The sequence below is a fragment of the Sphingobacterium sp. Ag1 genome, assembly GCF_000988325.1.
Taxonomy (GTDB): domain Bacteria; phylum Bacteroidota; class Bacteroidia; order Sphingobacteriales; family Sphingobacteriaceae; genus Sphingobacterium.
Genome location: NZ_LBGU01000022.1, coordinates 41,942 through 63,899, shown reverse-complemented (window position 1 = coordinate 63,899; position 21,958 = coordinate 41,942). Strand labels below are relative to the sequence as shown.

Sequence of the window (21,958 nt, the reverse complement as noted above, 5' to 3'; positions counted from 1 at the left end):
GCTAACTTAGGAAACAATTAAAGAGAGCTTTTATGTTACACTTACACTCGACTATAGCAATTGTATTATTGCTAGCCCTGGTGATATCGATCGTGATCACCCTATCAAATTATTTAGGCAACAAACCGTACAACCGTAAAATTGCTTTATTGGGTTTCATTGCATCGCATATTCAATTATTGGTGGGATTGATCTTATTCTTTTATTTAAAGTATCCATCGATGATCTCTGGCGCCGTAATGAAAGATCCGACATTACGTTTTAAAATCATCGAACACCCTTTAACCATGATCATTGCAATTGTATTGATCACAATCGGTTACTCTAAAGCTAAAAAGATTGAAAATGCAAAAAAAGCAAACCAAACGATTGTTATTTTCTATATCATCGGTTTGATTTTGATTCTTTCACGTATTCCCTGGTCTACTTGGTCATTTTTCGCATAGTCTGCGATAATCATACAAAAAGAAGGCCTTACGATTGTGAGGCCTTTTTTTGTTACTTATATGACGATAGTGTACCCAGATTTTATCACATGAAAAAGCCCCAGTAAAAAAACTGAGGCTTTCAAATATCTTAGTTTGACTTTTTAATTAGTCACGGTTTTTTCCAAATCCCAAAATTCCGAAAACGGTTTTGAATGCGATAAGTGCACCTACGATCATGGAGATGTTAGCTATTGCGGAAAACAAAAAAGTTTGTTGGCCCAATGCCGTACATACATCCGGTACAAAACGGATAAATGTACCTATTAAACCTAAAGCGATCGCTACTACCAATGTTTTGTAGTAATGAGTTTGGTTCGCATTATTATCAGTTGTCTTTGGACCTCTTGGTTGTACAGTTTCTGCCATTTCAATTTCGATTTTATTCGATACAAATGTACAAAATAATCTATGTTAGAAAAATAAAAATGAAAAAAGCGGAACCACAGTCATTTCATCCCCTAATACTGATAAATTAACCTCGTTTAATGCATTTAAAATATCTTTAAATGGCGCCGTATAGACGCTTGAAAAATCTACTCAGCGTCACCTTTACCTACAAAACTATCCAACTCTTTGTTCACCTCGTCCAGCAGCTGCTGCTCTGTCGGTAGATAAAGTTCGTATTGACTGGCGACAATCTGTTTTTGGTCTTCCGGAAGGGTAAATTTGACGACTGCATCGTTTTTGCTCGCACAAAGTAAAATGCCAACTGTCGGATGTTCATGCGGAAGCTTTTCAATACGGTCATAATAATTCACGTACATCTGCAATTGACCGATGTCCTGATGCGTTAATTTATGGGTTTTTATTTCAATGATCACAAAACTTTGCAGCAGACGGTTGTAAAAGACCAGGTCAACGAAAAACTCATCGCCCTCGATATGGATGCGTTTTTGTCTAGCGACGAATGAGAACCCATTTCCTAATTCGAGTAAGAACTCCTGAAGATGGGCAATAATGGCGCCCTCAAGATCTTTCTCATAGTAAGCGCTTTCGCGTTTCAAACCCAAAAATTCCAGTACCATCGGATCTTTGATGATCTCCTTCGCGTCAGAAGGCATCTTTTCCTTTTTTGCTACAGCCAACACACTTTCTTTATCGTTGCTAAGCAACAGGCGTTCATATAGATTCGTGTTGATCTGTCGCTCAAGCTGCCGAACTGTCCAATTATTCTTTATGGTCTCTGCGATATAAAACTCCCGTTGTTCCTCGTTACCAAGACTTAAAAGCAGCTTATATTGGCTCCAACTCAATTGCGTCCACAGTGTAGACACAATTGGAAATGTGCGATAAAACTGACGGTACCAATTTAACTGTCTTGATGAAAAACCACTACCAAACTCAGGCTGTAACTCCGCTGAAAGATACTTTATGATGTATTTCCCATAATCGGCTCTATCTTTGCCTCCCTGCTCCTGCTCAAAAATACGTTTTCCGATGTGCCAGTACATCAATGTGCGTTGATGATCGACAGCACGCACAGCATTTTCTTTGGATTGCGCAATAATTGTCTTTATATCGGATACTAAAGTTTGATCGGACAACATAATTGTTTATTTCTTGGTATTACTTCTGTAAATGAACAATACAAAGATAGTTAAAAAACAATTAAAATACTAATTATTTTAGCAAACAATTAAACGATGCTTCCCTGATGTTTGAGATTTAAAAGGAGATACACCGCAATTTACTTTTAATCGATTATAATGTTTGGCTAACTTCACTCACAAGAAGAAATGCAAATGAAAATAGCCGACAATTATTTATCTGTTTTCAAGCATACTATGACAATGGTGGCAAAGAAACCTGGAATCATTTTGAACAGATTAAACATGGTACAAGAAAAACAGCTCTAGCGAAACTCCAAGAAGCTTTTCCAGGTAAAAAGGACAAATCGTGCGTTTTTCGTGCATGCCCCTGATGAGTTTCGTGTCATAGCGGATAGTTTCGATGAGTATCTCCTGCTACTGATCAATAGTGGTTGCAATTTTATTGATGAAGATGATATGTATTAGCACCAAAACATGAATAATGAAAATAGATTACAACCTAGATGAAAGACTATCTATACCATCAACTTTTTATTGCAAATAGGGTTAAAACATTCATCTTCTTTTTGAGGAATAATGAAAGGCTCACAAACCTATTTACAGGCGTTTCAACATTCGTATAGTTAAAGATTTTCAAAAGAAAATTAAAATCCCTAAAATTGCATGCTCATTCGATAAGATCTGTTTCGACACCGTCAACATGAATCTGTCCTGGCTTGAAGAACGTGATGTAAGCAAATAAGTTAAATCTCTTGCTACAAATGGGCTAAAATTAAACGCTTATAATAAGATGAAAAAGATTATATTTTTTCTGTTACTGATACCTTTTTGGGCGGCTGCTCAAGAACAAAATATCCAAAACTTTATTGTAAAAGAAAACCTTTCCAAAAATGGAAAACTCGCTGTAGTGGCATTGGATTCATCGGGAAATACCAATGAGACCATTAATGGCAATTACCTATTTACAATCAATGGTTTCTCACAAGCACTACAATTTCATGAGGGTGTTGCTGTCCCTAATCAGAAAATTGAGTCATCAACCTTTGTTTTCTTTAGCCATAAGAATCAACAAACTTCCAAGGGACGTTTATTCTATATCTATAAGAGCGATAGCGGACTCTCTCCTTTTGCCATCAGTGGATTGATGTTTTTGATTATCCCGGCCATTGTGTTAGGGATAGCTTACATGTTTAAAAAAGTGATTATGACGGCCATCGCGCTGGCTATAGTTTTCTTTTTATTCAACCATTCGCAAGGTTTGGACTTGAGTAAAATTTTTGAATCTATATTTTCAAGTCTCAAAAATCTCATTGGTTAACAACGTGGTTTGCCTGAATATCCCATCAACTGATGGGATCAAAGTAAATCATGCCGAAACGGTTAGACATTAGAACGGCATACCGATTCCAAAATTGTATTGAATAAAATTGTATCTGTCAGGCCTATGGGTTTCGTAATATTGGGCCTTAAATTCTTTGGAATCAAAGAAATGCTTGATAACCCATTGATCAGCACCTGAGAATTGCGGATCTTTTAGTTTAAGCCCGGCATCTAAGCGAATGACAAAATAGTCCGAATCGAAACGAAGTCCGAAGCCGGTACCAATGGCGACTTGCCCAAGAAATTTATTGAATTTAAACTCCCCACCCGGATTCAGCTCTTCATCCTTCTTCAGTCGCCAAACATTTCCCATATCCACAAATGTCGCCCCATTCATCTTTGCTCCCAGGAAGTTATTGAGTAATCTGAACCGATATTCGGCATTCGCTTCCAGTTTAATCTCCCCCAGCTGATCCAAATTACGCAGATTTAAACGCAAATCCTCACTAAGGCTCTGCCGATTGTAGGCACCTGGCCCCAAGGTACGCGCCTGCCACGCGCGTATGCCATTCATCCCACCGCTATAAAAGCTCTTTTCAAAAATTAACAGTTTAGAGTTATTCCCATAAGGAATCGCTATCCCCGGATTAAAACGGAAGACAAACTGCCTATTTCCACCGAGATTTCGGTATAAACGATAATCGAATTCTGTCTTGGCGTATTGAAGAAAGGGCACACCGAATATTTTTTTCTCACCATCGGCATTCTTAGGCAATTTTGCCAAGGAGCTAATAAGATCCAATACGTTTCCACTCACGTCCAATGTCCCTCTGAAATATTGAAAGTCCTCCTTGCTATTCAGTTTTTTGCCATTCAATATAAAGGTATATTGTGTCCCTAAACCAAAATACTGACGGTCGTTGCTACGGACATACAGCTGATAGCCTTCCTGTACAAGCTTGTTCCGAAAATTGGAATCTAAGCGTCCATCCCGATACTCCAACACAATAGGCGTAAAACTATGGTACTTATTTTCTGTTTCATACCATGAGTAATTCAGAGACGTGATAAAATAGCGGTTTGAATAGGTTTTATCTTGATCGAACAATTGCAATGTCATCGAGTAGGTCGTTTTGGGCAAACCAAACTTCCCGCCCGGATTAATATGAAAGGGAACCATCAGACGAGGAATAACTAAATTCACGCCCGCTTGAAAATCGTTATTGAATATTTTGCTGGAAAGCCCACCTGCGAGACGCGGATCAAACAATACACCATAACGTAATTTCACTTCCAATTGCTCCGAACCACCAAAGATATTACGTTGAGAGAATGTATTTCCAATATTAAATCCGCTCATACCCGAACTAAAGGTATACTCGCCCTCTATCTGGTTTCCCATACGCGGTCTTGGAACGAAATCATAGTGCACATCGAGTTTATTGGAATCTTTTTTGACAAACTGCATTTTGACAGAACGAAAACCATTCATCTCATACAATCGGTCATAGGACTTATTTTCCTCCCGCAAGGAATAGTACTGACCTGAGCGTAGATACATATAACGTTCCAAAGGTTTCCACCTGAAACTATTTGTTTCATCAACAAATAAAAGACGTTTTGCAGAATCTAGTATACGACGTGGCTCCTTCTTCGACATTGTTCCATAATTCCTTATCGTCATATAAACACTGTCTATTTGATACTTTTTATGTATCGTTGAATCAGACGGATTTTCGACATTAATTTTCAGGTCGATCAAAGGTCCATCGATCGTGGAATCAATCCCAGCACGCATGTATTGCCTTAAATAATCGTAATATCCATTGTTACGCATCGAAATATAAAGTTTCTCCCGCTCATCGAGCAACTTTGCGGCATCATACTGGGTATTGGATTTTACAGCAGTTTTGGGGAGTACCTCCCGTTCAAATATTGCCTTAATATCTTCATCCTCAAATTTTCGATCTATATTTCTAACTTGATATGGGACTCCTTCATCCACTTTAAAATCGATATGTGCTCGCTTTTTGGAAACTGAAATCGTTGGTTCGACCTTAGCTTTAAAATAACCTTTTGAAAATAGAAAGCGTCGGATTTGATTGGCGGATAAATCGACCATTGCCGAATCCAACAAATGAGGTGGTTCGCCAACATTCCGAATTTTCTTGGTTTTATAACGCCCGTTTTTAGTATTGAATGTATTGTAAATAAATAGATTTACCCTTGAATTAGGTCTTATTTGATTGGAAATATACGTTTCGGATGATTCTTTCAATGCAGGGGTGACACCAGAAATCTGTACTTTTGTAACCAGAGCTTGGTCATCGTCAAGATATTTTGAAGAACGGCATGATGCAAAAAATAACACTAAAAGCGTTATACTTGCAAATCCGATAAAACGAGGATACTTAATCATCAATAAAAATGTTGTCAAAAGCGCAAATCAGTCTAATAACGTCTCTACAAAATAAAAAGTATAGAAAACAACACGGCCTGTTTATCGTTGAGGGTATAAAATCCGTGATGGAATTTATTTCATCAAGCTATGAGGTTGAGTCTATTTTCTACACGGGCGACGCAAACACAAAAGTGGGTAAAATCTTGCATAATATAAAATCCCATGAACTAACAGATACTGAATTTCAAAAGATTAGTACACTGAAATCGCCACAAGGTATCCTCGCTTTGGTCAAACTTCCTTTACAGCAAAAAATTGTACCAAGTAATTTAAAAAACAAGTTTAGCCTTGTACTCGATGATGTGCAGGATCCAGGCAATCTGGGTACAATTATCCGCACGGCGGAGTGGTTTGGAATCGAACATATTATCTGTTCCATTGGAACTGTAGACGCATACAATCCTAAAGTAGTGCAAGCAACCATGGGCTCACTGGCCAGACTGCAGATCCACTATACTGATTTAACCGATTTTATTCCGGCTACTGGATTGAAAGTTTATGGTGCCCTACTTAATGGTCAATCCATTTATCAGACTATGTGGGCTAATGAGGGGTTAATTGTTATGGGCAACGAAGGAAATGGCATCAGTGATGAAATAATAGCGTTGATCGATCAAGCCGTCACTATTCCGCGCATAGGCCAAGCCGAATCACTCAACGTGGCCGTTGCAGCAACCATCTTCTGCAGCGAAATAGCCCGACAACAGTTGACCTAATAGGTGATATGGTCCTGATTCGCCATTTATAACTTTTGATGTAGCCCGATCCTATTTCCTTCAGAATCTTCAATCTCCGCGACAGCAAATCCCAGATCGGTATGAAAGGTGACGGGATATAGCTCTTTTCCACCCAAGCTCATGGCCTTTTCTAACGTCGTTGATATATTTTCTACATGTAAATAAAGGAGTATTCCCTCGCGTGTAGGTTTATAAATTTCGCCTTTCGCGAGGGCGCCAGTAATCCCAGATAAGGTTTCTTGAAATGGAAAGTAAGCCATGTGATTATTGTCAAAATCTTCTTGTTCAAAGGTAAAATTGAATAACTGGCTATAAAACGCAATTGCGCGATTCAAATCTGATACCGGAATTTCAAAATAAACACCTGGATTTCTATGTTCTTGCATGTTTTAAACAAAAGGTCTCAACAAAAATAACCTTTTTTTAGGCAGGAAAGACCTCAACGCCGCATTTTCCATCCCATAAAAGAATTCAATTATTTTCCGCCAAAAGAACAGCTTAATCGCTCCAAAAACTGTACATTTGACCCATTCCCTTGAAGGATGGATAATCGCCAACATCCATTGTCCTTTTTTGAATATTCACACACGTTAAAAATAGCGCCATGCCAGCTGAACAGAAATCCATCTATACGCTTCAATTTATTTTACTTTGCTTAAGCTCACTCCTATTTTCTTCGAGCTTCAATATGATTATCCCCGAACTTCCCAATTATCTGAGCAGTTTGGGCGGAGCGGAATACAAAGGGTTGATCATCGCGTTATTTACATTGACTGCTGGAATTTCGCGACCTTTTAGTGGTAAATTGACCGATCGCTGGGGACGTGTACCAGTCATGGCCATTGGATCCATCGTCTGTTTCATCTGTGGTTTTCTTTATCCCATTTTAACATCAGTCGCGGGCTTTCTATTCTTACGCTTGATACATGGTTTTTCCACTGGTTTTAAACCTACCTCAACTTCTGCTTATGTCGCCGATCTGGTTCCACAAAAACGATGGGGTGAGGCGCTCGGAATGCATGGATTGGCCTTTAGCGTCGGTACGGCTGTCGGCCCAGCAATTGGCAGTGCTATTTTCGAGGCCTTTGGTATCAATGTGATGTTTTATTGCTCTTCTTTCATGGCACTTCTCTCCATCCTTATTGTCATTAACATGAAGGAAACACTGGCGAAAAAAGAGAAATTCAATCTTTCCATGCTCAAAATAAACCGTAAAGATATCATTGAATGGCGTGCACTACCTGCGGGAATCGTCACGTTTTTATCTTACACCGCTTATGGAGTCATTTTAACCCTAATTCCAGACTGGAGTGAATACCTTGGACTCAAAAATAAAGGGCTATTTTTCCTGGCTTTCACCATTGCATCGGTATTGATACGTTTTGTATCCGGCAAAGTTTCGGACCGTTATGGAAGACCTAAGGTTATTATTGTCGGATTAGTCATTATTGCGATCGCTCTGGTTGCCATTGGCATCGGAAATAGTTTTATTGGCATGATGATCGGAGCAAGCATCTATGGCGTCGGCACGGGCATACTCTCTCCTGCTGTGAACGCCTGGACGATTGACCTTAGTTTACCCGAGCATCGTGGCAAGGCGGTTGCAACCATGTATATCTCCCTTGAAGCCGGAATAGGACTTGGCGCACTGCTTGCTGGATTGTACTATAGTGATGTTATCCTGCGAATTCCAGTCATTATGTATGCCAATGCCGTAGTTTTGCTACTTGCTCTGACCTATATGCTGAGCTGGCAGAAAAGACACAGGGCCGTAAAATAAAGAAATTCAAGCGTCAAAACGACCAGCAATCGATCGTTGCAAAGCCGAAATAAAAATAAGGGAACAGTCCCTTGTTTTAACTTCGATTTTTTACTTTTGATTGTATCATGGTTAGCAACTATTTAAAGCTTCAATATACTTTACTTTCTCGGCATATTCGGGCTACAGGACTGCCTGTTTGGCTCGCCTTTTTCATCGTGTTTGGATTAGCCTATTTTGCTTATTATGCATTGGTTCAATATCCCCTTTTTGGCTGTTATGCGCTGCTGCTTGGCAATTTTCAGGTACTGTTTCTGCTCACAGAAAAAAACAGAAATGACTTTCTCAAAAATACATACAGTAAGCGAGATTTTCACAAGATCAGAATATTCGAGAATGGCTTATTAACGCTGCCGTCTTTCATCATTCTTTTCCTCCATAACCAATGGGGCTATGCAGTGTTATTAGCTATTTTGGCTATTATCTTTGCATTTTTGACATTTAAGGCTTTCGGCAAATCTATTCCGACACCTTTCGCAAAAAAACCTTTTGAATTTATCATTGGGTTCCGACGAAGCTACCTGCTCTTGCTTGTATTGTATCTCTTGGCCGGAATCGGCTTTTATGTAGCCAATTCCAATCTTGTTTTATTTTGTGTGGTTTGCATTGCGCTCGCCTGTGTTTTCTATTATCAATTACCGGAACCTATTTTTTACCTCTGGAATAACCATTATACACCGACAGTCTTTCTGATGCGAAAGTTTAAAAGAGGAATTTTACAATGTCTACTCTTGGTACTGCCCCTTCTTTTTCTGTATGTTATAATCTTTCCATCGGAGTTATTTAATGTGTGTATTGTATTGGGCGGAATATTACTTTTACTTCCTTTTGCAATCACCTTAAAATATGTTGCTTACCCACGGGAGATCAATTTCCCCGAAGGTTTTGCTTTGGCACTGTGCTTTAGCTTTTACCCCTTGATCCTCGCACTCTTGCCCTTTTACTATATCAAAGCAATCAACAATTTAAAAAATCACTTATGATCGAGCTTACGAATATTAGCAAGTCCTTTGGACAGCATCAAATACTCCACGAGGTTACTTACACCTTTGATAGCGGAAAAATATACGGTATTGTCGGTGAAAATGGTGCCGGAAAGACAACGCTGTTTCGTTGTATTGCTGGACTGGAAACTGCTATAGGAAGTATAAAATCTGATTTAGAGCCACTGAAAAACAATTTAGGTTACCTGACTTCAGATCCGTATTTCCTTTCTAAGCTCACGGGTGAAGAGTATATTTATCTGCTGACAGATGCACGTGGTAAACAGATTAAAAACCTCAGCGAAAGGAATATTTTTGAGTTGCCCTTAAAAGAATATGCTAGCTCTTATTCGACAGGAATGAAAAAAAAACTTGCGCTGACGGCAACATTGCTACAGGACAATAACTATTATATCCTTGACGAACCTTTTAATGGCATTGATCTACAAAGCAGCATCATTCTCACGGAGATTATGCTACGTTTAAAAGCGATGGGCAAGACCATCTTAATTTCATCCCATATCTTTTCCACATTAAAAGATACCTGCGATGAAATCTTGGTGCTGGAGGCTGGCCATATCAGCAAATCTGTCACCAGGGATCAATTTGGAAATTTTGAAGAAGAGATGAAAGAGCAGATTTTGAAGAAAGACATCGACAAGCTCTGGCAATAGGATATAAAAGAAAAGCAACTAGACTGGACTACCCATAGTTGCTTTTCAGTAGTTTTTTACAGTGGATATACTAATCGGCTTTACTTAAGAATGCTCTTTTGCATGCAGCGCTACAAAACCTGATGGTATCGCCATGATTAACAATTTGCTCTGGTTCGGAACCTGCACTTACCATCATACCGCATACTGGATCCTTAGCGGATGGCATCGCTTCCGGTAAGGGCATCTTTTCTGTAGTTGACGGTGCTGCATCTTCTTTATGAACAGCAATATTGATGGTCTCGATGGTTTCAAGTCTATAATAAATCTTATTATCATCTGCCCAGGCAACGACAATTTGATCTTTTCCCAATGCTGTAATAACTGGATACGAAGCATGTGATAGCGGTAATGAAATTTCTTTTTCAAAAAATCCTTTGTCATTAATTCGATTCACCATAATTTTTTTAAATGTTGCCCCTCCTTTTTCATAAGCAACATCGAATGTGGCAATTCGATCTCCAGTGGGCATCAGCTCTAGTTGTATAAATCGAGCTTCGCTACTTAACTCACGCTTCACAACTGTTTTATTGTTCGCATCCAATTCTGCATAATATACTCCACTTCGCTTCGCCCCTGTATACCAAGACACATATTTTGTAGCACCAACAAATACAACGGAGGGACCATTATGAGGACAACCGTCCACGACCCAATGGTCATTACTAAAAGGAATAGGTTTGCTAAAATTGAATCCATTATCTGGAGAAACACTTATTGAAATATCGCGAATGGATCCGGGCAAAAGATCACGAAATACAACATTGACCTGTCCTTGCCCATTGGTACTCATAGCGGTACGACAACATTGGCAGGCTGCTGAATCTACCAAAACGGCTCTTCCAAAACCTTCTTTTGTATGTGTTCTCGCAAATTTAACGGGTCGTCCCAGTGCTGGATTTATAGGGTCAGTATCAAGCCACGAAACCGCAATTTCTCCATCGTCGAGACGGATAATGTCCGCAAAAGAACGGGAACCCAACAATGGCACATCCGCTTGGATTGATTTTCGTTCAGTCCAACTCTTTCCCCTATCAAAAGACATCGTATATTGAATATCACTTAAACCCCATTTACTCGTAGAGGAGGGAACAGAAGTTTCATAAATAGCAACGATAGTCCCATCTCCTTTGAATGCGATTTTTGGCATACCCTCTTCGTGTATACTGGTATTGGGTTGAATCGGTATTGCAATGGCTGTACCAAATCGGCCAGCGTTTGTATCCCAATTTGCAAAGTAAAAGTATTTATGCTTCAAACTATCTTGTTCGATCCAGCTTATAGCGGGCAACCCCATATTGTCTTTTGTTAAAAATACGCAGGAAGCGGTAGATTTTACAGTGGAAACGAGAACGGGATTATGTTTAATTTGTTCCCGATCCACCGCATCACAACCCTGCAAAAAGAGGGCAATTATGGTATATAAAAGAATTAATTTTCTCATTTTCTTTAAATCTCCAACTAAAAAATATATTTCAGATTAAACCCTCCAAAGCCATTTCTCCCTGGCGAAGGGTTAAAGTAAGGTGCTGCTCCCCCATTCCTTCCGCTCGCATTGAGGGAGGTCAAGGAACTATATCGTGTATTTGTAATATTGTCCATTCCTGCATACAAGTCGACAGTAATATGCTTAGCGAGTTTTTTTCTCCATCCAATTTTAGCGTTCACCAATTGGTAAGAAGAATTAAAAACTGTATTTGCATCGTTTACAGGAAGTCGATCGTTAAAGAAATAACTTCCAAAAAAATATATTCCATATTTCGTCTCCATATGCATACCTATATTGGCAACCCAAGGAGCGATCCCCGTGAGATCATTTCCATCGTATACTGCCGTTACCTGATTGTGTTCGCCAAGCACCTTATAGTCTACGAATTTAAAATCAGCATACGTCAATGCAATGTAAGGCCGCAACAATGTCACTGCATATCCATCTTCCTCCCGGATGGGCAAATAAGCAATTGACGCTTCGGCTCCTTTGTGATCGGTACGACCCGAATTATTATAAATCGTGATACCTTGTTGGATGGATTGAGCAATTAGCTCGCCTTTCATATCCATTTTAAATAAATCAAGCTCATAAGATAACCTAGCACCAAAGAAACTACCTTTGGCATTCAACTCGTAATTGGTACCTCTTTCAGCCTGTATACGCGTATTGATAGAGCGATCTTCGTTTTGTATTTCAGAACTTGAAGGTGGTGAAAATCCTGCACTGATACTTGCATGAAGCGAGAGAGCCGTTCCGAAATTGTGGCTTAACGCAATTCTTGGTGAAGCTTGTGGTTTAAACGTCTTTGTACCACTCCGTGTAGAAATCAAATAGTCTTTCACCTGATAATCAATACCGGTATAACTTATTCCCAAGGCTAAAGTCGTTCTTTTGCCAATTGCAGTGGTGGATTGGTAAAACAAGGAATATAAGCTGTTTTTATAATCACTATTACCACTGATAGCCCCTTCTACCCCATGTTCATTCACATATTGAACACCCTTGGTAAGTGCCTGATTAAATTCTGCTCCAACAGTAAAGGTTGTCGGCAAAAGCTTTATTCCGGCATCATAGCTAAATCTGGTCCTTCCACCATAACTCTGATAGTAATTTCTTAAATAGGCGTATGGCAAGGGATGATCAAGGTCATAGAAATACGTAAAAATACTAGTAGAATTGGAAAAACGATCATTGAAGCGGTATTGCTGTCCCAATCCTATTCGGGTCCAATTTTGATAGCGTGCAGCCTGCTTATCCAAATTGGTCGCATTTGCCTGTTTGGGATTTTCTTCCATTTGTGCCGACGTGAGCGCCCCAGGTATTTGAGAATCTTGGGAAGTTCTATTTAGCAAAACGGTAACCGTTCGTTTTGCTGAGGGAAAAAACTGAAAGTTTCCTGTCAGGAAACGTCTTTTATCATTACTATGATCTCGATAACCATCATATTGCTGCCAACCATAGGAGACATAGCTGTTCATTTTATCTCCACCCGAGCGATATGCTGTTGCCAGCCGTTTGAGTCCATAAGAGCCGCTTAAAGCGGAAACCTCTAGACTTTGTTCTTGATAAGGAGATCGCAACAATTGAAAATTAATCACACCTCCGGTACCGCCACCATAAATGCTTGAGGCAGGTCCCTTGATAACTTCTGCTTTGCCCAGATCATTCACATCTAGTGCTTCTATGCGAGAGGTCCCGTCAGCCTCTGTAATTGGGATATCATTAACGTATATTTTTACATTTCTAATCCCGTACTGCGCCCTAACACCATTACCACGAATAGAAATACGGGCTTCGGACAAGGTACTCTGATCCATCCGAACACCCGGAATACTATTTAATGCACCTTGCAGAGACACTCCGCTGCCTTGGCGAATCTGATCACCTGAAATAACAGCAATTGCTCCTGCTGTCTCTTTGATTGATTTATTGCTCAAAAAAGCACCAACACGAACTTCGTTCAAATGAACCTCGTCCCCATCAAGCTGAATATGAAGTTCTTTTTCTTCCGCAATATAGTGTACGACTTGTTTCTTATAGCCCAGCATGGAGATATTTAAGTCTCCGTCAGCTCGATTTGTACTGATTTCAAAATATCCTTTATCGTCGGCAGAAACCGATTCTTTTGATGGAATATTGATTAACGCTCCACTTAATGGAACTTGTGTTTGTAAATCAAATACCCGTCCTTTAATTATATATTGCTGTGCTGCTATACGCTCGCTGACAACCAGAGCAACAACACATAGTAAATAGCTTTTTATTGATTTCATTAAATTAGTATATGAAAGAAAACAACGCTCTCTTTCTATGGTATAAGCTAGGCAATGAGGCCTTATTTAAAAAAATTGGACAAAATATTATCCGGTTCCTTAGGCTAAGGAAACGAAAAATACAACAGTCTTTAATGAAATACTAGCAGGTAGGTGGTTTGAAAATCGTGCGTGGGCGTTCGATGGTTTTTAAATCTGGCAGGGGGCTAAACAATTGTTTGCTGCCCCCAACCAAGAGCATAGAAAGAGAACTGATACAGGAATTAAAACAGTAGAATTCGCTCTGCTTCTCATTCCTTTTTTCTTGCTGTTTCTTTTCCTCTTCTTGTTGCTTTTTTATCAATTTTGAAAGCTGACATTTCCCGTCACAATGCATCCAAATTTTTGACTTATTTACACAGTTTTCCGCGTATCGGGAGGTATTGAGGTAATAATCACCAACCAGTAACGTTTTGTTGAATGTCTGCAACAGCAGAGCCATCAACAAAAGAGGAATCCCGATTTTTTGATATGTGATTAAAGTCCTTAACACGGTACAAAACTATTAATTATTTTCATTTTATAATATGCGAAACAAAAAAATGGGAACTACTTAATAGGAAATTGATGAACCTAACTCGAAAAACTAACATACTTAGTTATAAAAACTAATTTTTTTAACTTTTCATAGTTTCACTGGGATAAAACAAAATGGTTTTGTATTTTTACACGTTCGAATAAAATACTATTTCGAACATTTCTGTATTGTACAATTTAATCTATTGCTGAGTAAATGAGTGACGAAACGAACTTCCCAACGGAAGACAATCAAGAAGAACTGGGATCTGGAAAAACAGAAAGCGGAAGTCAGACGATACCGATATCAGGACTATACGAAAACTGGTTTTTGGATTATGCATCCTATGTTATCTTGGACAGAGCCGTACCACATATCAATGACGGGCTGAAACCCGTACAACGTCGTATCCTCCATTCCTTAAAGGAAATGGATGATGGAAGATATAATAAAGCTGCCAACGTAATCGGTAATACAATGAAATATCACCCACATGGTGATGCTTCTATTGGTGATGCCATGGTGCAATTGGGACAAAAAGATCTCTTGATTGACTGTCAAGGTAACTGGGGTTTCCCAATTACGGGCGACTCTGCCGCTGCTCCACGGTATATTGAGGGAAGATTATCCAAATTTGCAAATGACGTTGTCTTCAATCCCGAAACGACTGAGTGGCAATTGAGTTACGATGGACGGAATCGCGAACCTGTCACCCTTCCAGTAAAATTCCCGTTGTTATTGGCTCAAGGTGCCGAGGGTATCGCTGTTGGTCTAGCGACCAAGATTATGCCCCACAATTTCATTGAGCTCATCGATGGATCAATTCAGGTTTTAAACGGTGAACGTCCGAATATCTTCCCAGACTTTCCTACGGGTGGTATGGCCGACGTTTCAAATTATAATGAGGGGCAACGTGGCGGTAAAATCCGTGTACGTGCGAAGATTGAAGAACGCGACAAAAAGACGCTCGCAATTACAGAAATTCCATTCGGAACTACAACCGGCGGCCTGATTGAAAGTGTGGTTACAGCAAACGATAAGGGAAAAATTAAAATCAAAAAAATCGAGGATAATACAGCGGGAAATGTAGAGATCATCGTGCATTTGGCCCCGGGAATTTCTCCGGATGTAACGATTGATGCCTTATATGCCTTTACAGCCTGTGAAGTCTCTATCTCCCCTAACACCTGTGTTATTAAGGATGAGAAACCGCACTTTATGAGTGTCAACGACATTCTAACGGAAAACACAATAAACACCAAAAATTTATTGAAACGAGAATTGGAGATTCGTTTAAACGACCTTCAAGAAAAAATCTTTTTCAGTAGTTTATTAAAAATATTTATTCAGGAGGGGATGTACAAGCATCCGGATTATGAAAATGCCGGTGACTTTGAGGTCGTAGTGCAGGTTCTGAATCGCTTGTTTGAACCTTTCTTTGACCAGTTTTACCGCGAGATACGTCCAGAAGATTACAAAAAATTGATCGATAAACCAATGAGTAGCATCACTCGTTTCGACGTTAAAAAAGCGGACGAAATGATGAAAGCACTCGAAAATGAGATCAAGGAAGTCAAGCGCCATCTCCGTCAATTGACAGAATATGCCATTGCATGGTTTGAGAAATTGCGTGAAAAATATAGTAAAGATCGCGAGCGTAAAACCGAACTGCGCGTATTCGATAAAGTAGAAGCGACCCAAGTTGCGCTAGCAAATACCAAACTATATGTCAATCGCGAAGAAGGATTTATTGGTTCGGGCATGAAGAAAGATGAGTTTGTATGTGACTGTTCGGATATCGACGATATTATTGTATTCCGGGAGGATGGCAAGTATGTTGTCAGTAAAATCCAGGATAAAGTATTTGTTGGAAAAGGAATTATCCATGTTGCTGTTTTCAAAAAAGGTGATGAGCGGACAATCTATAACGCCATCTATAAAGAAGGTGAAACTGGAACCAGTTTTATCAAACGTTTCTCAGTAGTAGGAGTTACGCGAGATAAAGAATATGATGTGTCCAAAGGATCCAAGGGCTCAAAAATTCTGTATTTCACAGCCAATCCCAACGGTGAAGCGGAGGTGGTTAATATACAGCTTAAACCGCACACAAAATTGCGCAAGCTAAATTTTGACATGGACTTTGCCGAGATTGCAATCAAAGGCCGTGCTTCACAAGGAAATATTGTCTCAAAATATCCTGTCAAAAAAATCAGCTTTAAAAGCTCTGGTGTCTCTACACTAGCAGGACGAAAAATATGGTATGATAGCATCATGAAACGTCTAAACGCAGATGAGCGTGGCCAATACCTCGGCGAGTTCGACGGCGACGACAAGATATTAGTGGTCCTTTCGGATGGTAGCTACGAATTGTCAAACTTTGATCTAAGCAACCACTTCGACGAGAAAATGATCCGCATAGAAAAATACTATCCTGACCATATCTATACAGTCGTGCATCAGGACGGCAAAAGCGGAACGTATTTTGTCAAACGTTTTAAATTTGATGACCAGCCTATTGGAAAACGTATTTCCTTTATCAATGAAGATGCAGGATCCAAACTGATCCTGATGAGTAATGCGGCTGAACCGATGGTCAAATTGGAGATTTTAAAAGGCAAATCCCAAACGGAAGAAACGCTCGATCAGCCTTTGACTGAAATTATTGATGTAAAGGGAATAAAAGCGCAAGGAAACCGTCTGTCGTTCCATACGGTGAAATCGGTTACGCTAACGACAGCGGATGAAGATTTAAGTCAAAAAGGTAAGGAAAAAGCAGCCGAATCAAGTACTGATACCACAGAAACAACGGTTGATAGTAGTACAACGGCAGTGGACAGTTCCGTAAAAGAGAAGGAGGTCGGGTCAACCGATAAAAATGATGATATCAAATTGGAGATCACCAATCCAAATGACATTCAAATCGATGATAAAGGACAGATGGAAATGTTCTAACTCATGTTCAATCCACAAAAAAGGCTCGAATAAATATTCGAGCCTTTTTTGTGGATTATTAATTTTCATGTTGTTTTGTATATGTAATCCAGGAAACTCAGAAGCCAATTTTATGACATCCATTTCCCAAGGTCCACCTGATTCAACCCCTTTATTATTGTCTTTTTAAGCTTTGAATTCTTTTAGGAATTTTTGAAGTTTTGGAGCAATGACTACTGAACAAAATGGATTTTCAGGATGATCATTAAAATAATTATGATGATAATCTTCTGCCAACCAAAATGTAGACGCAGGTTCTACCGCTGTGACAATAGGGTCCTCGTAAACATCCTCATTTTCCAATTCATCGATAAAATTCTGTGCTAAGATCTCTTGTTCTTCATTATGGTAAAAAACAACTGATCTATACTGCGTGCCCACATCATTACCTTGACGATTTAACGTCGTTGGGTTATGCGTCCTAAAGAAGATTTTCAAGAGCTCTTCGTAATTCACCAGCTCTTCGTCATATTCTAGCTCGACAACCTCAACATGATCGGTTGTCCCCGTACAAACCTGCTCATAAGTCGGTTTATCGACATGTCCTCCCATATACCCAGGTAATACCGATGTTACCCCTTCAGTGTTTTGGAAAATAACTTCTGTACACCAAAAACATCCTCCTCCAAATGTTGCTTTCATACTTTTATAATCTTGCGTATTTTACTCTTACTTTTATGGACATACAGCCGATGCGACTATATGTTTAGACAAATATAATGATTAATCAGCCCTTATTTTTAATATTAATAGTAGTGCTTTCCTTTAATCAACAAATCTTGTTGTTTACTGTCACAAACTGCATAGGAAAAACCTTGTTGTAGTGCATAGGCACCATATTCCCCTTTTTTATTAATTGCTAAGAATCCAACTTGAATTTCCTTCGCAATTGCAGGTTTCTTCTTCACGATACGCATCACAGCTTCCTTGCAGGCGTCTTCAGGAGAATAACCCTGACGCATCAATTCGACGACTAAAAAACTTCCTACATTCCGAATAACTTCTTCGCCAACTCCGGTTGATGTAGCTCCACCTACTTCATTATCGACATAAAGTCCAGCTCCAATAATAGGGCTATCTCCTACCCGACCATGCATCTTGAAAGCCATACCGCTGGTGGTGCAAGCTCCAGAGATATTCCCATTAGCATCCAATGCCAACATACCGATTGTATCGTGGTTGTATTGGTTTCCAGGCAAACGTTCTGCTGCAAAAGATTGGTTTTCAATATTGGCTACAGGTTTGTATTTTTTCTCCTTCAACCATTCCTTCCAGGCTTTTTCACCTTCTGGGGTCAGTAGATTTTCTTCCTTAAAACCATTTTCTAACGCAAATTGCAATGCGCCTTCGCCTACCAGCATGACATGGGGTGTTTTTTCCATGACCAGCCGTGCTACGGATATTGGATGTCCAATTTTTTCCATTCCGGCAACAGCACCGCAGTTACCATCCGCATCCATGATACAAGCATCAAGTGTGACGTGACCGTCGCGATCGGGATAACCACCTTTACCCACTGTCATATTCTTGAGATCAGCCTCGGGAACGCGTACGCCTTGCTCCACCGCATCCAATGCCTTCCCTCCTTTAGACAATATTTCCCAAGCGGCTTTATTTGCTGCGATCCCAAAGTCCCAAGTTGAAATTACAATGGGATAATTTTTAACATTGCTTTTTGCTGCAATCGTCAATCCTTTCGCATCGAATGCGGTTAATGTCCCCATTGTGGTTGCAGCAATCAAACCTTGCCGAATAAAATCACGTCTTGAACTCATTTCCTTATTACTATTTTATAAATCTATCGCTATTTATTAATCCGGCAAAAAACAATCATCAAAACTGCTTTCAGTGCACCGAACACAAAAAATTTTCATCATTGACTGCAGAAAAGCATCACTTTCTTTTCTAGCGTAATACACTGCCTTGCATCAGATCTACCCCAAAACCTACTTCGTTAATATACGCCGGAAAAAGCCATCCTACATTTTTGCAGCTTTGTCGGTAATGGAAGAAGAATACTGCCTTCATAATCAATAAGCAATATTACAAAATGGTTTTAGCAATTAGATGATTTAATTGTAATTAAACCCAAACATTCGTTTTTTAGCAACATAACATCAAAATCACTTAAAAATCGACAATAAAAATTGACTTATATTATGAATTAATCCTATCTTTAGAAACAAACTAATTCGCATGAAAAACACTCTTAAATTCGCTATTTTAGCTTATGCAAGCCTTATAGGTGTTGAAAGCGGTCTGGCTCAGCAGCTGGATTCCACGACTTATTTCAAGATCAAAGAGTTGCAAGAAAACGTAAAACGTGAATTTGCGCCCGATAAAAGAACCAAGATCGTGGCCATCCAGAAAGCGGATATAGCACAGAACCAATACGTGCTTGAAACAACTGAAAAAGATGCTAAGTTCGTTTTGGAACAAAAGGCAAAAGATATATCGGCCAATATTCAAGTACAACTGCTGCCTGATGCAAGTGTAGGTGAAAAAACTACTGGAGTCATCAGACTCTCTGTTGCAAACATGCGCACATTTCCAGATAATGCTGCGGAGCTGACTAGCCAGGTTTTACTCGGAACACAAGTTGACCTTCTGCAAAAAAAGAGCGGCGACTACCGTGTTCGTACACCCGACGGCTATATCGCTTGGGTCCCCAGTTCATCCATCGAAGCCATGGACAAGACCATGTTGGCCAATTGGCGACAAGCAGAAAAAGTAATTTATACAGCTGAATTTGGAAAATCATATTCTGAACCCAATGAAAAAAGCCAGCGGGTGTCTGATCTCGTTTATGGAGACATCCTTCAGTTAAAAGGACAGAAAGGCAATTTTTATGAAATTGCCTATCCCGATGGACGTTCAGGTTATATTAAAAAATCAGAAAGTCTAACCTTAAAAAATTGGTTTGAAACACGCCAACCTACGGCGGAAAATATTATTGCCAGTGCAAAAACAATGTTAGGTCTGCCCTATTTATGGGGAGGGACATCGGTGAAAGGTGTAGACTGCAGCGGCTTTACCAAAACTAGCTTCTTTATGAACGGCTTTGTAATTCCGAGAGATGCATCGCAACAAGTACTTGCAGGTGAAAAAATCGATATTTTAGATCAAGAAGGGCATTTCGACCCTGAGAAAGCACTCAAAAATCTAAAACCCGCAGACTTATTATTCTTCGCAGCGGGCAAAAATAGCAATCCTAATGCGCGTGTAACACATGTTGCACTCTATATTGGCAATGGAACCTTTATTCATGCTGCAGGCTTGGTTCGGATCAACAGCATGCTAAAGGATGCCGCAAACTACGATGATTTTCAAACGCGTACCGTAGTGGCTGCACGCCGTTACCTCGGTGCACACGATAGTGCAATACAGAAAGTCGTTGAAAACAATTATTACAGCAACAAATAAACATGGCGATGAGTAATCAATCTGAATGGATCAGTAAAGATTTTGGGGCCTTTAAATTAAGGTTTCGACCTTACACGTTAACATTGCGCCACATCTTTACGGTAGCTTCCTTTAGCCGAAGCACAACACCGGTTGTTTTGACCGAATTGGAGTATGATGGCATTACAGGTTACGGTGAAGCAAGTATGCCCCCCTACCTTGGCGAGTCGCAGGATAGCGTCATTTCGTTTTTGAATCAAATTGATCTCACAGGTTTTAACTCACCTTTTCAAACCGAAGAAATCCTGCATTATATTGATCAGCTCGCTGTGAAAAATACCGCCGCTAAAGCTTCCATTGATATCGCCCTCCATGATATCCTCGGCAAAATCATGAACCAGCCTTATTATAAGATATGGGGATTGAATCCTGATCTTATTCCACCAACATCCTATACCATTGGGATCGATACAGAAGAAATGATCCGCACAAAAGTCGCCGAGGCTGATCAGTTTAAAATTTTAAAGGTGAAACTGGGGCTCGACACCGACAAAATGATTATTGATACCATCCGTCAGGTTACCGATCGACCGTTATGTGCCGATGTGAACCAGGGTTGGAAAACACGTGAAGAAGCCTTGGAGATGGCGCATTGGCTTGCAGAAAGAAATGTTTCTTTCTTAGAACAGCCTATGCCTAAAGAACAGATCGATGACAATGCCTGGTTGACAGAACATAGCCCAATTCCCACAATCGCCGACGAAGGATGCCAACGATTGGTTGATGTACCGGGTTTAAAGGGGGTTTATTCGGGTATTAACATTAAATTGATGAAATGCACGGGCATGCGCGAAGCGAAGCGAATGGCAGAACTTGCCCGTTCGCTGGAAATGAAAGTCATGATCGGCTGTATGACCGAAACTTCCTGCGCTATTAGTGCCGCTGCACAACTTGCACCATTAACAGACTGGGCAGATCTAGATGGTGCTTTATTAATCGGAAATGATATATACGACGGCATGACCGTGGTAAATGGCAGTTGCCTTCTCCCCGACCGTCCGGGAATTGGAATTGTAAGAAAATAACCCTATATTCAGTGCAATGTTTTTTTCTTAAAGAAAAGATTGCACTGAATTGCTATCGCAAGTTTGACCAACACTCGACAGCACCAAA

At 39.9% G+C, this 21,958-nt stretch carries 17 protein-coding genes; 9 read left to right on the top strand and 8 right to left on the bottom strand.

What is annotated here, in order from left to right; genetic code table 11:
- Window positions 1–32: 32 nt before the first annotated feature.
- Window positions 33–446 (top strand): hypothetical protein, encoded by a 414-nt coding sequence (locus tag AAW12_RS03450; protein WP_046672217.1) that lies wholly within the window; start codon window positions 33–35, stop codon window positions 444–446.
- Window positions 447–593: 147 nt separating this feature from the next.
- Here AAW12_RS03450 and AAW12_RS03445 read toward each other — a convergent pair whose 3' ends face one another.
- Together AAW12_RS03445 and AAW12_RS03440 are read right to left on the bottom strand one after the other, a co-directional pair.
- Complete coding sequence (locus tag AAW12_RS03445; protein ID WP_046672216.1) at window positions 594–854, bottom strand: hypothetical protein; 261 nt, start codon at window positions 852–854, stop codon at window positions 594–596.
- A gap of 167 nt (window positions 855–1,021) precedes the next feature.
- Entirely contained in the window at window positions 1,022–2,035 is a 1,014-nt protein-coding gene (locus tag AAW12_RS03440; protein WP_046672215.1) for a YhcG family protein, read from the bottom strand.
- Window positions 2,036–2,828: 793 nt separating this feature from the next.
- Here AAW12_RS03440 and AAW12_RS03435 point away from each other — a divergent pair.
- On the top strand, window positions 2,829–3,356 hold the full coding sequence (locus AAW12_RS03435; protein WP_046672214.1) for a hypothetical protein: 528 nt from the start codon (window positions 2,829–2,831) through the stop codon (window positions 3,354–3,356).
- A gap of 69 nt (window positions 3,357–3,425) precedes the next feature.
- Here the strand turns inward: AAW12_RS03435 and AAW12_RS03430 are convergent, their stop codons facing one another.
- The gene (locus tag AAW12_RS03430) at window positions 3,426–5,777 is read right to left on the bottom strand and encodes a BamA/TamA family outer membrane protein (RefSeq protein WP_046672213.1); all 2,352 of its coding nucleotides are present in this window, start codon (window positions 5,775–5,777) and stop codon (window positions 3,426–3,428) included.
- An 8-nt stretch (window positions 5,778–5,785) separates the two neighbouring features.
- Here AAW12_RS03430 and AAW12_RS03425 point away from each other — a divergent pair, with 8 nt between their 5' ends.
- Entirely contained in the window at window positions 5,786–6,535 is a 750-nt protein-coding gene (locus AAW12_RS03425) for a TrmH family RNA methyltransferase (RefSeq protein ID WP_046672212.1), read from the top strand.
- Between the two features lie 26 nt (window positions 6,536–6,561).
- Here the strand turns inward: AAW12_RS03425 and AAW12_RS03420 are convergent, their stop codons facing one another.
- Entirely contained in the window at window positions 6,562–6,942 is a 381-nt protein-coding gene (locus tag AAW12_RS03420) for a VOC family protein (protein ID WP_046672211.1), read from the bottom strand.
- A 218-nt stretch (window positions 6,943–7,160) separates the two neighbouring features.
- Between AAW12_RS03420 and AAW12_RS03415 the strand changes: the two genes are divergently transcribed.
- The 3 genes from AAW12_RS03415 (at window position 7,161) to AAW12_RS03405 (ending at window position 10,032) form a co-directional block, all read left to right on the top strand.
- Entirely contained in the window at window positions 7,161–8,336 is a 1,176-nt protein-coding gene (locus tag AAW12_RS03415; RefSeq protein WP_046672210.1) for an MFS transporter, read from the top strand.
- Window positions 8,337–8,443: 107 nt separating this feature from the next.
- Window positions 8,444–9,358 carry a hypothetical protein gene (locus AAW12_RS03410; RefSeq protein ID WP_046672209.1) on the top strand — a complete coding sequence of 305 codons (915 nt, stop codon included), beginning with the start codon at window positions 8,444–8,446 and terminating at the stop codon, window positions 9,356–9,358.
- Entirely contained in the window at window positions 9,355–10,032 is a 678-nt protein-coding gene (locus AAW12_RS03405) for an ATP-binding cassette domain-containing protein (RefSeq protein WP_046672208.1), read from the top strand. Before AAW12_RS03410 ends, AAW12_RS03405 begins: the two co-directional genes overlap by 4 nt.
- A 70-nt stretch (window positions 10,033–10,102) precedes the next feature.
- Here the strand turns inward: AAW12_RS03405 and AAW12_RS25310 are convergent, their stop codons facing one another.
- Both AAW12_RS25310 and AAW12_RS03395 read right to left on the bottom strand, forming a co-directional pair.
- Window positions 10,103–11,515 carry a YHS domain-containing protein gene (locus AAW12_RS25310; protein WP_053003514.1) on the bottom strand — a complete coding sequence of 471 codons (1,413 nt, stop codon included), beginning with the start codon at window positions 11,513–11,515 and terminating at the stop codon, window positions 10,103–10,105.
- Between the two features lie 17 nt (window positions 11,516–11,532).
- Window positions 11,533–13,836 (bottom strand): TonB-dependent receptor, encoded by a 2,304-nt coding sequence (locus AAW12_RS03395; RefSeq protein WP_046672207.1) that lies wholly within the window; start codon window positions 13,834–13,836, stop codon window positions 11,533–11,535.
- A 772-nt stretch (window positions 13,837–14,608) separates the two neighbouring features.
- Between AAW12_RS03395 and AAW12_RS03385 the strand changes: the two genes are divergently transcribed.
- Entirely contained in the window at window positions 14,609–17,344 is a 2,736-nt protein-coding gene (locus AAW12_RS03385) for a DNA gyrase/topoisomerase IV subunit A (RefSeq protein ID WP_046672205.1), read from the top strand.
- 165 nt (window positions 17,345–17,509) lie between these two features.
- Here the strand turns inward: AAW12_RS03385 and msrA are convergent, their stop codons facing one another.
- The gene (gene msrA, locus AAW12_RS03380; protein WP_046672204.1) at window positions 17,510–18,025 is read right to left on the bottom strand and encodes a peptide-methionine (S)-S-oxide reductase MsrA; all 516 of its coding nucleotides are present in this window, start codon (window positions 18,023–18,025) and stop codon (window positions 17,510–17,512) included.
- A gap of 104 nt (window positions 18,026–18,129) precedes the next feature.
- Complete coding sequence (locus tag AAW12_RS03375; RefSeq protein WP_046672203.1) at window positions 18,130–19,158, bottom strand: N(4)-(beta-N-acetylglucosaminyl)-L-asparaginase; 1,029 nt, start codon at window positions 19,156–19,158, stop codon at window positions 18,130–18,132.
- A gap of 421 nt (window positions 19,159–19,579) precedes the next feature.
- Between AAW12_RS03375 and AAW12_RS03370 the strand changes: the two genes are divergently transcribed.
- Window positions 19,580–20,806, top strand: coding sequence for an NlpC/P60 family protein (locus AAW12_RS03370; RefSeq protein WP_046672202.1), 1,227 nt, complete (start codon window positions 19,580–19,582; stop codon window positions 20,804–20,806).
- Between the two features lie 8 nt (window positions 20,807–20,814).
- The gene (locus tag AAW12_RS03365) at window positions 20,815–21,870 is read left to right on the top strand and encodes a dipeptide epimerase (RefSeq protein ID WP_231585195.1); all 1,056 of its coding nucleotides are present in this window, start codon (window positions 20,815–20,817) and stop codon (window positions 21,868–21,870) included.
- The last annotated feature ends 88 nt before the right edge of the window (window positions 21,871–21,958 follow it).